Source organism: Eubacterium sp. AF16-48 (genome assembly GCF_003479405.1).
Lineage (GTDB): Bacteria > Bacillota > Clostridia > Lachnospirales > Lachnospiraceae > Eubacterium_G > Eubacterium_G segne.
This window is the reverse complement of sequence record NZ_QUHB01000002.1, coordinates 204,510-219,083: the sequence shown is the minus strand read 5'-3', so window position 1 is coordinate 219,083 and position 14,574 is coordinate 204,510. Positions and strand designations below refer to the sequence as shown.

The 14,574-nt window shown below is 33.6% G+C and carries 12 protein-coding genes; all 12 read right to left on the bottom strand.

Annotated features, from left to right (window positions below):
- Window positions 1–70 precede the first annotated feature (70 nt).
- Window positions 71–3,274 carry an AAA domain-containing protein gene (locus DWW68_RS03370; protein ID WP_243053008.1) on the bottom strand — a complete coding sequence of 1,068 codons (3,204 nt, stop codon included), beginning with the start codon at window positions 3,272–3,274 and terminating at the stop codon, window positions 71–73.
- Between the two features lie 374 nt (window positions 3,275–3,648).
- Window positions 3,649–4,494: an NUDIX domain-containing protein gene (locus tag DWW68_RS03365; protein ID WP_118588857.1), complete on the bottom strand. Its 846-nt coding sequence runs from the start codon at window positions 4,492–4,494 to the stop codon at window positions 3,649–3,651.
- Entirely contained in the window at window positions 4,487–5,695 is a 1,209-nt protein-coding gene (gene pncB, locus DWW68_RS03360; protein ID WP_118588856.1) for a nicotinate phosphoribosyltransferase, read from the bottom strand. The genes DWW68_RS03365 and pncB overlap by 8 nt, the downstream gene beginning before the upstream one ends.
- A 51-nt stretch (window positions 5,696–5,746) precedes the next feature.
- Complete coding sequence (locus tag DWW68_RS03355; RefSeq protein WP_118588855.1) at window positions 5,747–6,292, bottom strand: isochorismatase family protein; 546 nt, start codon at window positions 6,290–6,292, stop codon at window positions 5,747–5,749.
- A 149-nt stretch (window positions 6,293–6,441) separates the two neighbouring features.
- Window positions 6,442–7,692 carry a hypothetical protein gene (locus DWW68_RS03350; RefSeq protein WP_118588854.1) on the bottom strand — a complete coding sequence of 417 codons (1,251 nt, stop codon included), beginning with the start codon at window positions 7,690–7,692 and terminating at the stop codon, window positions 6,442–6,444.
- A gap of 148 nt (window positions 7,693–7,840) precedes the next feature.
- A complete protein-coding gene (locus DWW68_RS03345) occupies window positions 7,841–8,593 on the bottom strand; it encodes a nucleotidyltransferase domain-containing protein (protein WP_118588853.1) in 753 nt (250 codons plus the stop codon).
- 9 nt (window positions 8,594–8,602) lie between these two features.
- Window positions 8,603–9,811 carry an RtcB family protein gene (locus tag DWW68_RS03340; protein WP_118588852.1) on the bottom strand — a complete coding sequence of 403 codons (1,209 nt, stop codon included), beginning with the start codon at window positions 9,809–9,811 and terminating at the stop codon, window positions 8,603–8,605.
- Between the two features lie 87 nt (window positions 9,812–9,898).
- Complete coding sequence (locus DWW68_RS03335; protein ID WP_118588851.1) at window positions 9,899–10,801, bottom strand: WYL domain-containing protein; 903 nt, start codon at window positions 10,799–10,801, stop codon at window positions 9,899–9,901.
- On the bottom strand, window positions 10,791–12,020 hold the full coding sequence (locus DWW68_RS03330; protein WP_118588850.1) for a WYL domain-containing protein: 1,230 nt from the start codon (window positions 12,018–12,020) through the stop codon (window positions 10,791–10,793). Before DWW68_RS03330 ends, DWW68_RS03335 begins: the two co-directional genes overlap by 11 nt.
- A gap of 25 nt (window positions 12,021–12,045) precedes the next feature.
- Window positions 12,046–13,866 (bottom strand): ABC-F family ATP-binding cassette domain-containing protein, encoded by a 1,821-nt coding sequence (locus DWW68_RS03325; protein WP_118588849.1) that lies wholly within the window; start codon window positions 13,864–13,866, stop codon window positions 12,046–12,048.
- 29 nt (window positions 13,867–13,895) lie between these two features.
- Window positions 13,896–14,369: a pyridoxamine 5'-phosphate oxidase family protein gene (locus tag DWW68_RS03320; RefSeq protein WP_021952618.1), complete on the bottom strand. Its 474-nt coding sequence runs from the start codon at window positions 14,367–14,369 to the stop codon at window positions 13,896–13,898.
- Window positions 14,370–14,383: 14 nt separating this feature from the next.
- Entirely contained in the window at window positions 14,384–14,542 is a 159-nt protein-coding gene (locus DWW68_RS03315; RefSeq protein ID WP_199641173.1) for a hypothetical protein, read from the bottom strand.
- Window positions 14,543–14,574 lie beyond the last annotated feature (32 nt).

Genomic DNA, 14,574 nt, shown 5'->3' with positions numbered 1-14,574 from the left:
ACCATAATATACTGTATTTTAATATAGTCTGCAAATTATGTCTACAAAATATCTTATTCATCCTTAATATTCAGACCTGTATTTCAGATGCACTCTTATCCCCTACCTTGTTGTCCATCTGATGAGTATTATAATTTTTAATAATACTATATGTATCTCTAACAACATCACTGCCCAAATCCAAATATAATCTTTTGTCACCAATAATATAAAATTCTTCTTTTGAACGGGTTACTGCAACATTCATCATATTAGGTTCTTCCACTGCCCATCTTGCAGCTCCTCTACTGTTTTTATCAGCACCTAATACTAGGAATACGATAGGTGCTTCTTTTCCCTGAAAAGTGTGAATCGTTCCAACATTTGTAGGCTTATTCTTCTCATCATACCTGGTAAACTCTATATTCTTTAATAGTTTTGCCAGTTGATATGCAACATTTGCAAACGGAGTAATTACATATATCGTATCTTTTTCATTTCTGTCTATTATTTTTTTGTCATTTTGAATCATTGCCTCTATTTTTCGCAACAGAAATCTTCCCTGTTCTTCAACATATTTGTCACTTGCCGTTCCACCAATGTCAAACCAATCCACCTTTCCCTTTCCTTCAACACCTTGAACCATATAGCCATTATAGGAAATTTTATTGGAGATTTTAAACATCGGGCTTTTACATCTTCTATGAACCCACAACGGTATTCCAACCCATGACTCCCATGCTTCATCCTGCTCTTTATAAAATCCATATTTACTTATTTCGTCTGCAAGGGTTTGTGTCGATGCTGTGCCTGATAAATATTTTTCACTCACATTAAAATGTTCACCAAGCATTGCTAATACATTAGAATCTAATGTTAATACCGGCTTTATTTGTTCTGGATCTCCTAACACCATAATGTGCTTGCTGCGATTTATGGCTCCTACACTTGCCTGTGGCAATGCCTGTCCTCCCTCATCTATAAATAAATGTCCCAATGTTGATGTTCCAAGATTTTCACACATCCGTGAAAAACTGGCAAATGTTGAGCTTATTACAGGTATCGCCATATTTATCCAGTTCCATGCTGACAAAACCAAGGTCTTTTCATATATTCCCTCTTTCTGCCTATTCCATACCATTATGGCTTTTTTTATACTCTTCAAATTATCATACAAAAATTGCTTTCTTACTTTTAGCGCCGCAATAAATAATTTGGATTGAGCAATTCTGTATATTTCCTCAAACCATGGATTAGACAATTGTAATTCTTCATATTCTAAGCCCATATCAAGCTTCTTGAAATTTTTATCACTTATTGTATTTTTATAATTTTTGCATTTTTCTTCAACCTTTGTTATTTCACCCTCTTGCTTTATTATCCACTCATCAAATATACATTTTTCTTGTTTTTCCTTTGAAAGCAATTCATCTAATTCATTTTGACGTTCCTGAATTTTTGAATTTATCTTTCTTCTCTCACATTCAATCTCTTCGCTTTGACTTATGCACTCTTCAAGTCGCTGACCGACCTCTCCTGTTTTTTTCTTATATTCCTTTTTAGTTTTCGGTAATGAAAAAAATCGTGGTTTCCGGTTTAATAATAATTGTATGCACCATTCTATACTTTGTCTGTTTTTATCAACCATCTCCTTGCTCTGTTCTATATCTTCGTACTGTTTTTTTAAATCATCAATGTCCAGACTTTTTTCCTTGTTCATCTCCCTATATTGAGCCAATTTACATTCTAATTCAACTCTCTTTGTTTCTTTAGTCTTTTTATAATTCTCCTGTAATTTTTTTAATAAAATACAGCATTTTTCATATTCTTGTATATTTTTATAATATCTTTGTGCTTTTCGCCTAATATTTTCTACCTGATTATAGTAAGTTAAAAATTTCTCATATACTCCTTTGTCTGAAATATATTCTTTTTCCAAATGATTAAGCATGTGCTTAATATTCATGATAATATTTGCCATATTACTCTTCTTTCCCCCTTCAAGAGAAAAAGTCCCCCAACACATATCTTCACCCGGATTTCTTTTCATTATAAGTTTCTCTTGCTTTTTTCCGCTTTCCTTATCCTCTATCCATTCTGACGACAATTCTGAATTTGCAATCTCCCAAAAATAATCGGCTTCTTTTAATTCCTCTACAAATTTATCGTCTATTCCTTGTATAAGTGGAAGCTCATTAACAATATTTTGGACGGCACTATTATTAGAACTTGCAACAATAATATTATTTTCAGCAATATTTTCAGGCATTTTCCCAATACATATATTTTCATAATATCCCTTTGTTGGATTTGCCTTTATAACTTTATCAGATAAATTAGCTATTTCGTATGCCTGTCTTACCAGCAATTCCGCAAAAATATCCTTTAACAGGGTTGTTTTTCCAGTTCCCGGTGGTCCATTAACGCTTCTTATTTGACTGTTGTCATAGCCAATTGCAAGATTAACAGCAACCTGTTGCATAAAACTAAGAGAATATTTTGTTTTACTCGGGAATCTGGCAATGGGATAATTTTTAGGTTGTAGAATTTTTTCAAAAATATCAGGATTAAAGTTAACTGACGTATTTTTACTATCCAAATTGATTCTTTTATTTGCTTTTCCCAGAAGATACCTATCCAAATTGGAAGAACAATCTTTCTTTGCCCTTTCCAAATCTTCCACAAAAAATGAATGCATATTTGCTGCATCGGTGTCTAAATTATTTACTAACTGGAATCTACAATTTTTCAAATTGACTTCATACTTATTTATGATGTAGTTCATTGCATCATTGAATTTTACTTTCTTGTTAATAAAATCTATATTTTCTTCATCCTCATCTTCCATAAATAATTGTGAAATCTGTGTTTTAAACTCACGCTCATATTCATTAAATGTATTTTTTATTGGAATTTCTTTAAAATTACGAATATAGGTGCTTATGGTAACAAATGTAAGGTCCTCCCGTAATGCTAAATTCTTATCGAATCCTAATGCAAAACTAAATTTTTCTCCAACTCTAATTTCCTCATCCGTAGGTTCTAAATTATATTTTTTGCGAATTATCTCTACCACTTCGTTAAACCCAAAGATTTCAAAGTAAACAACTATTCCTGCATCTTTTTGATTTTTATCGAATTTTCTTTCCTGTATTTTTTGAGCAAACATACTATAAAAATCTGTTTTTCCGTCAAATGATTTAATTGATTTATCTCTTATATTTATATTTCCTTCAGTTAAATGTTCCACCATAATCCATGCATTTAGAATATTTTCTTTTCTGCTCATTTTCATTTTCCTCTCTTGTCATGTCAAGCTAATTATTCATACTTTTTTCAAGACTCATTTTTTAATACTTTCAAATTATACCATATATTACCATATTTCGTCTTCTACTTTTTATGTAGGATGGGGCTCAATTTATACCTTTTAATTGAAAATCTTTTGTAAAAAAATAGACAGTCACCCCCAACTGTCTATCCATAAATGAAACCTGCAATACAAATAATTGTTCTATTCACCAGCTTCATTAATAATTCTATCCACTAAGCGTTTTAAATCATCAATTGTAATTAGTTCACATATATACGACCATCCTAATTTGTCAGATATTGTCTGACAAATTAGTGCTTATATCCCAAAACAATTCTTTCATAATCTATTTTCCCTCAAAAAACCTCCATATTCCTTACGCACAGCTTTGGCGGTCTATAAGATGTTTCCCTTTCCCACTCATCGGTTTCAACAATATAGTTACCTATCTTTCTTCTAAAATTAGGAACCTTTCCGTCAATATTAAATATCGCCTTGTATGTGGCCTCTAGCTGCCCCACAGTAAATGTTTCCGGAACAAACTCAAACAATAATCTTATATCACTAAGAATACCATTCTTTAGTTTCTGAAACAGCTCCGTAATAATTAATGCATGGTCAAATCCAAGATTATCTGATTTACAAATGCTCCATTTATGCTTTACCCTGCCCATTTCCATGGTTTTATCACACTTTACCACTATGTTTATGCTACAGGAATCATCCTCAGCAGTTAAATTCAAATTGTACACTGTACAGTTTTCTCCTGCCTCTTTTTCTTCAGATAAATTAAACCACTTTGCCTCCCATGCATCAGAATCTGCTCTTAAATTGCAGTCACTTTTATTTATTGCCCCAATAAAAGCATTTGACACAATCCATCCACGGGGATCTCTCCCTGTTTCACTAAAGGTTTTAGTATTTTCAAGATACGCATTTCTTACATTAGTTTCTTCGTAAAGTTCACGTGCTGCCGCCTCCTCCAATGTTTCACCCTTCTCATAAAATCCACCGGGCAATGCCCACTGACCTTTAAAGGGATTAGAAGCTCTTTTTATCAATAATATCTGTAACGGTCCAACATTGACTTTTTTGGCATTTTTAATTGAATTATCCAGTGTAAACAATACAATATCCGTGGCAATTGATGGTCTGTCGTACTTTGTTATGTCATATTCCTTCAAAAAATCTTTCTCAGTCATTTTGCATTCTCCAATCTATGCATCTTGTTAAATAATGTTCGTATTTTGGATTTCTGCACATACCTTTTCCCGGAGTATCACTTATTTTTGCCACATCCATTCCATTGCACTTTGTGGTTTTCATTACAATATTAAGTGCCGGTACATCAGTATCATTACTTATATATGTGCCAATGCCAAATGCAACATTAATCTTTTTACTAAAATATTTGTATAATTTATCAGCTCTTTCAAAATCAAGCGAATCACTAAACAACAAAGTTTTGTTTTGCGGATTAATTCCAAGGTTCTTGTAATGTTTAATCATTTTTTCTCCCCATTCAAAAGGGTCTCCGCTGTCGTGTCTTACACCACTAAATAAAGTTGCATAAGTCAGCTGGAAGTCCTTTAAGAAGCAATCCGTTGTAATTGTATCCGTTAAAGCAGTACCGTTTAATATACCGTACTCCTTAACCCATGCATCCAAAGCATACCAGTTTGAATATGCCGGATTGTGTTTATGATTTCCCTGTCCTACACACATAATCCATTCATGAGCCATAGTTCCTACAGGAGTAAGATTGTACTTCTTTGCCAGGTATACATTACTTGTTCCAATAAACTTAGTAGTTCCATGCATTTTACCACTTAAATCAGCCAGTTTCTCAATTGCTATTTCCTGAGCTTTAGCAGACAATCTTCTTCTCAGACCAAATTCTGAGAAATTGCCTAATTCCAACTTTCCGTCTTTCAGTTTTTCACATTTTTCATCAAGTCTTTTCTTAAAGCTTTCAAATAATTCATCATAATCATAAGCCATTCTAAAATAAACTTCATTTACAATAGCCAATGCAGGAATTTCATACATTGATGTATTAAGCCATGTTCCCTTTGTTTCAATGGTCAATCCGCAATCTGCATCTGTTGTTATCTCAAAATCTTCATATCTTGGCTGCCACAATCTGAGAAAATCAACGTATGAACCCTTTAACCACTTAATGCTGTGAAGATATTCCAGCTCATTTTCCGTAAATCTAAGATTGCAATATAACTTAATCTGCTCCTTTATTTCCTCCACCATTTCAGATGTAAAATACACATCCTTATTTCTGCATTTAAAATCCCATGTTGTTTTGTAATCACTAAACTGGTGGTAAATTACCTGACCCATTGAAAATTTATATAAATCATTTTCCAATAAACTATTAATAATCTGTTCCATAATACTAACCTCTTTCTTTTAATTCATTTAAATATTTCTTATTTGTTCCCATTAAATTATGTTAATCTGACACATTTTCATTGCCTCAATTGCATTTTTATGGGAAGCTAACGTTACACAGGCGCATGCCTTTTCAATAACATTTATTTTAGTTTCAGGCAACGTGGCTTTAATAAGCATTGCATTACTAATAACACATATTCCCGTGCATACCCCCACAAGAGTAACTTCAACCTTTTCCATTTCATTAAAATATTTATTTTTAAGCTCCTCTGCAAGGAAAAGAGAACCAAAAGACGGCTTGTTGACAATTTCAACTTTTTTATCTTTAACAGCTTCCATAATTTCCTGACGAATTTTCCATCCATCTGAAAATTCAATACAATGCTCCACCGGCAGATTTTTACCCTCCTGAGTTTCCAGATAATCATTATGATGAGTATCTCTTGTAAGATATATTTCGTCGTATTGGTTTGAATTAATTACCTTTACCACTTCCTGCACAGCAGCCTCACATTCAGCATTTCCCAGCACTCCCGATGTGAAGTCCTTTTGCATATCCACCACAATTAATATTTTTTTCTTATTTTTTTCCATAATACTCATATCTCCTTTTCTTTGTATCAAATTGATGTTATGTTTATGCATAACTTATCATCTTTTTGATACTAAGTCAAGTGTTTTTTTATATAAAGAAAAAAGTTGCGAATATATAAGATTCACAACTTTTCTGACTGCCAATAAATTTACCACTCTTTACTTTCAATCCAATTAATAATCTGCTTTGTTAATGATTTATCCCCCAAAGATGAAATCCGGGAATATAATTCATTTATTTCAGAAATCAGTTCATTTATTAATGGTGCTGATGATTTTTCAGAAATATAAACAATATTTGTAACTATCTTTTCACTAGACTGTTTTTCTTTATGATAAATATAATTTACTATTTTGTTCTCGTTATCAAACCTAAAACATCTTAACGCCATTTCCATAACAGACTCTTTTTCTAACCAATCACAGTTTTCACCCACACTCTGATACGCATCCCTAATCATTGTTTCTAACTTTTTAAGTGTTTCCTTATTATGTTTTAATGATCTTCTAATTAACAACTCTACTTCTTTTCTGTTAGTTTTAAGCATTATATCAATCAGTTCCCCCATATACGGGTAAATAAATGTATTCTCATTGTTATATATATCTTTAATTTCAAATTCTCTTGATAAATAATCCAAAACCTTTTGGTCGGATTCAGAAACCGCTTTCATTAAATCCGCATTATAGTACCGCTCCAAACCATAGGCAAATCCCAAAGTACCAGCAACATGTAAAAATGGATTGTCCCTTGCCAAAAGGGTATCGAGTATGTCCAAATCATTATTTTCTATTGCCAGTGCAATTGTCTGAGTCCGTATTCTATCCTGAGTATAAATCAAAAATGGTACACTTGTGTCATAATCTCTAAAGTCACGCTTCTTCACACTTGTACCTGCACCATATGAATATCCAAAATTTTTCCATTCACTGTTATCCACAAGCCATATATATCCCTCGTCCATAAGATATTTCATAAACTTATAATTTTTAAATTCTAAAGCGTATTCAATAACTGTTTTTCCATATTCATCACTATTTAAAAATATCTTATCTTCCCGCTCCATATATTTTTTCCAAACACGAGGATCATCTGTAAAGGCAATTTCATAGTTTGTCATATGACTAGCCACCGGTACAAAGTAATTGCCCCCGGTAATAATCTCTTCACAAGATACCCCCAGCAAATCTGTAAATACCATAAGGTCTTCAAGCTGTATACCCTTTTTCCCATTAATTATTTGTGAAAGTTTATTACTTATTTTCCTTAATTCTTCATCATTTACCTGAACATCTATTGCCTCAAGATATGCCTTCCCAAATTTCCTATGTGATGGATATCGTTCCTCTATAAGTTTCTTTAAATAAGCCCCCATCTTTTCTTTATCAGCACTCTTCATAACTTTTCTCCTTTTTCCTTTGTTATGTTAAGTATAACTGATTTTGTTTCACCTTAATATCCTTTATTTGTGTACAAAAAAAAACTAAAAAAATTTTTGTCGAATTAATGTATGCTTTTAGTGTACATTCAAGATACGCCCTTCCCTATTACCACTGAATCATTTCCAAAAATAAGTCATTAAGTGATTTCCACTCCACTGATTCATTCTCCATATTTTCTGCGATTCTCTCGATTTTTGTTATGGATTTTTCAATATATTCATCAATAATTTTATTCTTTTTTACCATCCCCATTTCCGTCAAATCCCTTTTTATTTTCAATAATTTTTCTACCTCTGGTTTTAAAATTTCCTCTAACTCTGCCTCCATTAGCTCTTCAAACAACATTGGTGGCGCACATTTTTTATCTAATATCCATTTTGCAGCAAGTAACGGTCTCATGGAATAGAAATATTTCTTTGCCTTTACCTCTTCTCCCTGCAAATGCTCAATATATGTACGCTCCGCCATACTCCGGTAGTGATAAAGGCTTTTCTTCATTGAAAAATACCGGGGAAGTAATTTTTTTAATTTCTTAAAATCCTCTGTTTCCCAATATACAATAGGCGATGCACTCCACTCGAATATTGTGGGATTTGATTTATATAGTAACCGTAACGCTTTTCTTAAATCCCATCCATTAATATCTAATACCTCATCTAATTTCCACTCTATTACATCCCTGTTTCCCTCTAACTTTAAGTAGTCCTCCGGTTTTCGTACATATATAAACCTAACGTCGTAATCGCTATCCGGTGAGGCAAATCCCCACGCCCTGCTACCGGATTCCACCGCCATTATAATTTTCACTTTTTCTACTTCTTCTATTTTCCGTAATTCCTCTAATATAATTTCCCTCATATTCTTCTCCTACGCCTTAAAATTATACACCGGTTTCATTACCTCCATAATTTCCACCGACTCCTTTATTACATCTATAATATCATCTAATGATTTGTACGCCATTGGTGCTTCGTCTAATGTTGCCTCTGACACTGATGTTGTATATACATCCGTCATAGATGCAGCATATTCCTCCATAGACAATTTTTCCCTTGCCATTGTTCTTGACATAATTCTTCCTGCTCCGTGAGGTGCTGAATAATTCCATTCCGGATTTCCCTTTCCCACAGCTAAAACCGAGCCATCTCTCATGTTAATAGGTATCAATACCTTTTCCCCTTTGTGGGCAGCTATTGAACCTTTTCGTAAAATCATTTCTTCAGTATTTATATAATTATGAACTGTATGAAAAGCATTATTTCCCGTCATACCTGTCCTCTCTAATATAATTTCAGCCATTTTTTCCCTGTTTCTTTTGGCAAAATTCTGACATATTTCCACATCAAAAAGATAATCCTCCATATACTTTCCATATAAATAACATAAATCTTCAGGATTTTGTGGCTCATTTTCATAACGTGTTTTCTCCAGCTCCTTTAAAGCCTGCTGAATTTCTTTTCTCCTTCCCTGCTCTTTATATGTTTTAATCAATTCCTCTCTTGCCACAAAATAAGTTTCTAATCCCTTGTCTAAATCTATCGCCAGATTCTGATAATAGTCAGCCACCTGTTTTCCCAGATTTCTACTTCCTGAATGTATTATCAGATATTTATTTCCATCTGATGCCTCATCAATTTCAATAAAATGATTTCCCCCTCCTAATGTGCCTAATGACCTTTCAAGTCTTCTTGTATCCTTTAATTTTCTGTAACATTTTAATTTGGTAAGGTCAAATCTCTCTATTCTTCCCTCCCACACATTACCTCCTGACGGAATAAAATGTGCTGCTTCGTCAACTTTTGCAAAGTCAATTTCACCCTTTCCTAAGCACACTGTATACATTCCACAGCCGATATCAACACCAACCACATTAGGAACTACCCTGTCTTTTATGGTCATGGTAGTTCCTATGGTACATCCTTTTCCGGAATGAACATCAGGCATAATTCTTATTTTTGCCCCTTCCGTCATTGGGTAATCACACATTCTTCTTATCTGCTCAATTGCTTCATTCTCAACTACCTTTGCGTAACAAATTGCTGTATTGACTTTTCCCTTGATTTCAATTCTATCCATATTTATCTCTTCCTTTCCTTTGATAAATACATAATACATTTCATTTATCAGGTTATCATTGAAAAAAAGTTGCGAACTCAAAAGAATTCACAACTTTCTCTGTCTTAAAAGTCTTTCTTTTATTTTGTCTCTAAAATCATCAGGCCCCATTACCTCAATCAATGGGCCAAATGCCAGTATTCTTATAAGTATTTCCGTTTCATCATCCACACAATACTTCAGTTTAATTTGATATGTATTATTATCTAACTTAATTGTTTCTTTTTCCAAATCCGAAAAACTTAGCATAGCCCTTTCAAGAGCCTTCCTATAATCCTTCAACCGCAAAATAACTTCACCAAACGCCAGTTTCCTTTTTCTTACACTATCTTTTCCAAAACCCTCCATCACCTGACATTTCGTAATTTTTTGCATATTAATGATATACTGAGTGCCTTTTAAGCTTTCTGCAACAAGCCTGAATTTGTCATCCTTAGACGAATACTCCAGCCCTTTCGGAATTAAGGTATGGATGTGCTTTCCTTTCCTGCCTTTATAAACAATTCTTACAATCCTTCTTTCCTTTATTGCCACAAGTATAAGTCTGAAATGCTCCCTGTACTCAATATCATCATAAGGATCTCCATCTGAATATCTGTCAAAATACACAAAGGTATCCTTGTCATAAAGCGGCTCCACATCCTCAAGTCCGTCAAAAGAAGGTTCAAACAAACTAATTCTTTTGTCAGATAAAATAGCCTTAAGCCACATTTTCTCTATTGTTGTAAGAGGCATATCCGGATTATTCTTTAAAGGCGTCTCAAAATTATCATCCATTAAAGGCCACTGCTTTTTTAATAATTTATCAGGAATCACCGTTATACTTTCGCCAAATGCCTCTTTTCCCGTTATTTCCTTAATTTTATCAAGGCTAATTTCACCTTTCACAGCTTCCTTCAATATTTTTCCCACTACATTGTAGTAAATTCCATATACTTCGTTAAATATCATTCTTTTCTCCCTGGTACATGGAATACATTGCCTCTAAATCATCATAGAAAACCTTTTCCACGGCATGATTGCTGCATTCCAACTTCTCTATTCTCCCAATAAATGTTCTTATCCATGGCATCATTTCCTGTGCACTATAAACATCCGCCTCAAATTCAACCGTACTTTCGTTTGCTCTTGTTACTGTGCCACATCTTTTTTCACGCATAAGTCTGTTAATAATAAATTCTTCACCTTCCTCTATGTTTATTGTCATTTTCAACTGTTCTAAAATTCTGCTGTCTCTTTTTCCTGAAGAAACTCCCCACATATGTGCCCCAAACTTATCTCCATAGGAATCATACAGCTGATGATTTTTCTCAAAACCTATGGTTCCTATTTTTTCAATATTATCTATTCGGTACATGGCAGGTCTGCGTTCCCGGTAATAATATCCCATTAAATATTGTCGTCCGTTTTGTGTACTTATATATATTTTAAGAGGAAATACCCTAATCTTACTGCTTTTCATTGTTAGTTCTATTGATTCATTTCTTTTTTTACATAATAAAATATCAACTATTATCTGCTGCTCTAAAGCCTCCATCATGTATCTGTGTTTAAAGGAAAAATAATCCCTGTTTCCGTTGTATTTGTCTAAAATAAAAGAACCAACAACTCCTACCGGTGTTTCTTCCGCAGCAAAGGCTACAGCATCCATCCCATCTTCACCTATATAAACACTTTTTCCTCTTTCATAGCTGATTCCGTTTCCCTGCCTAATCTCATTAATAAGACCTAAATCAACATATTCTTTTACTTTATTTCTTATTGTCGACTCATCAGGTAACATATCAGTATCAAAAAAAGAAAGATATTCAGAATAAACCCTTTCTGCAATTTCCTTAAAGCTATGGCATTTTTCATCAGCTAAAATATCCATTATATAAAAATGAAGCACAATATCTTTATCTGTAAAACTTTTTGCCTTATAAGCCCTATACAGTGGATTGTGAAGAATTTTTCTGCTGTCAACGGAGAAAAATATCTGTTTGCCACCGGACTGTTGTCTGAAATTCATATAATCTGAAAGCCAGCTTTCTATTCGTCTCCGCTCATTATCATAACTTCTGGCACTTTTTTTATCAAAATCATTTCGGGTGTGAAATCCATAAGCATAAAAATCCCGCATATAATTACGGACTTTATCAAATTTTTTAATTAACTCACTATACGCCATTAACATCACCTGCACTGTATTAACATTACTGCTGCTGAATTTTCTTTGCCAAATCTTCCAGATACTCCCATCTGTCCATTTTTTCCATTAACAAAGCTTCCGTTTCTTCCTTCTCATCCATCAATTCCTTTAATTTCACGGAATTAGTGGCATTTTTGTTCATATCAATATCTAACTTTTCAAGTTTTTTCTCTAATTTTCCAATATCATCTTCTATTGTGTCATATTCCCTTTGTTCATTATAAGAAAATTTAAGTTTCTTATTTTTACTTTTATAAACTGTTTTCTCCTGCCTGCCTTTTGAAGCCGGCTTCTCCTGTTCTTTGGTGTGTTCCACTTCTTCCTGTTTCTTATTGTAATAATCCGTATAACCGCCTTCATACTGTTTTATTACTCCATTTCCTTCAAAAGAAAATATTCTCCTAACTACCCGGTCTAAGAAATATCTGTCATGGGATACCGTAATAACAATTCCGTCAAAACTATCTAAGTAGTCCTCTAAAATTGTCATGGTTTCAATGTCCAAATCATTTGTAGGCTCATCTAATATTAAAACATTCGGTGCCACCATTAAAACCCGAAGCAGGTTAAGTCTTCTTTTCTCTCCTCCGGAAAGCTTCTCAATTTTGCTATATTGCTGAGAGGACGGGAACAAAAACCTCTCTAACATAACAGAAGCTGAAACCAGCCCCTCCTGAGTTCTCACAAATTCCGCAGTGTTTTTTATATAATCAATTACCTTGTCATCAGGGTTCATATAGGCAATGCCTGCATCTTTGTCATTTTCAATTTCCTGAGTGTAATATCCGATTTTAATTGTTTGTCCAATATTAACTATTCCACTATCAGGTTTTATTCTGCCATCAATTATTTTCATTAAGGTTGTTTTTCCGCAACCGTTCTTTCCTACAAAACCTACCCTGTCACCTTTTAAAAAGTTGTAGGAAAAATCCTTTATTAACACATTTTCACCGTAAGCTTTACATATGTTTTCCATTTCAATGGTTGTTTTTCCCATTCTTGATTTAATGCTGCTTAACTCTATTTTGTCTTCTGTTTCAATTCCCTTTTGATTTTTCAAATCCTCATATCTTTTAATATGTGCTTTCTGCTTAGTAGACCTTGCCCTGGCTCCCCTTTGCATCCACTCAATTTCTTTTCTTAATATACTTTGTCTCTTTCGCTCACTTGCCTTGACGCTGTCTTCCCTTTCTGCCTTTCTCTGCAAAAAGCCTGAATACTTTTCATCATAGCTGTATATTTTTCCTTTGTCTAACTCAATTATGCGGTTGGTCACACTGTCAAGAAAATATCTGTCGTGAGTAACCATGACCAGTGCCCCTTTAAATGCTTTTAACTGATTTTCCAACCATTGTGCCATTTCACTGTCTAAATGGTTGGTAGGCTCGTCCAATATTAATATATCACATGGGGTAATAAGCACTGAAACCAATGCCAGCCTTTTTCTCTGTCCCCCTGACAATTCTCCTGTTTTTTGTTCAAAATCCGTTATGCCCAGTCTTGTCATCATAGACTTAGCCTTTACCAATTCGTTTTCATTGGCATGATGATGTATCATGTTTTGAACACTTTCTAACACTGTATCCCCGTCATTAAACTTAGGATTTTGTGGCAGATAGTGAATCATCATATTTGATGCCTTTATTACCTCTCCCTCATCCGGCACTTCCAATCCTGCCATAATTTTCAGTAAGGTAGACTTACCTGTTCCATTTATTCCAATAACTCCTACTTTTTCCCCTTCATGAAGATAAAAGCTTGTGTTGTCAAATAATTTTCTTTCAGTATATGAATGTGTTATATTTTCTAATGATAAAATATTCAATTTAGTTCCTCGCTTATATTATCCCTATTTTAGTGAATGTTGTTTCTTCTTTTTCCTGTCATATCCTCAACCTCTAACTTGAAAACAGTTGTTACAGGTATCGGCTTTGTGTTAAAAACAAAATCCTCTGCATGATAATGTCTCATAAGTATTTTCAATGCTTCAAACTTATCTTCTTCAGCCACGAATTCAATTGTACCATGGCCTATAACACTTTCATATCCCATGGTACAGCTCATTCTCTCTTCATAAAGTATGAAATTATGGTCACAATCCATTTCAAATGTTACCTTATTGTTTTTTCTAATTAAATCCAGTTTCTTTCCTTCATTTGCACAGTGGAAATAAAGAGTCAGTTTCCCATCCTTTACCTCATGTCCAAAATTAAGTGGCACAATATACGGATACTCTCCATCATTTAATGCCAGCCTGCATGTATCACATTTTTTTACTATTTCCATCATTTCATCAAAATCTGTTATTTCTCTGTCTTTTCTTCTCATATCTGATTCTCCTTCTATTTTCCCTGAATGTTAATTATGACGTACTCTGATTTACATCCTGTCTTAAATTTTATTGCCCAATCGGAAATTCCCGATGTGACAACAAAATTGGTATTTTTCCTTTTTTCATAACCATAAACTCTGTCATCTAATCCCTGAACTAACTGTATCATATCAATCGCCTTCTATTTCTTAATTTTAAACT